The following is a 415-nucleotide window of genomic DNA, read 5'->3' as shown; positions in this document are numbered from 1 at the left end:
CACCTGCAGTCCGCGGTCGAGCGCATCTCGATCGACGGAATGCCCATCACCCCGGCTCGCTACGTCGAGACCTATCGCGAGATCGAACCGTTCGTGCATCTGGTGGACCAGCAGTCCGAAGCCGCGGGCGGCCCCAAGATGAGCAAGTTCGAGGTCTTGACCGCGATGGCGTTCGCCGCATTCGCCGACGTGCCCATCGACGTCGGAATCATCGAGGTCGGGATGGGAGGCCGTTGGGACGCCACCAACGTCGTCAACGCCCCCGTTGCGGTCATCACCCCGATCGGCATCGACCACACCGACTACCTCGGTGACACGATCGCCGAGATCGCGGGCGAGAAGGCGGGCATCATCACCCGGCAGCCCGATGACCTCGTGCCGACCGACACCGTGGCGGTCATCGCCAAGCAGGTTC

1 protein-coding gene is annotated in these 415 nt (G+C 65.5%); it reads left to right on the top strand.

Features of this window, described 5'->3' with window-relative positions:
- Positions 1-415: Mur ligase family protein (locus IMZ11_RS44410; protein WP_255708230.1), on the top strand; the 415-nt coding region annotated here is incomplete at both ends.

The sequence above is a fragment of the Microtetraspora sp. AC03309 genome, from assembly GCF_020826795.1.
GTDB lineage: Bacteria > Actinomycetota > Actinomycetes > Streptosporangiales > Streptosporangiaceae > Microtetraspora > Microtetraspora glauca.
Note: the sequence above shows the minus strand (reverse complement) of the source record. Positions and strands in the feature narration are given on the sequence as shown.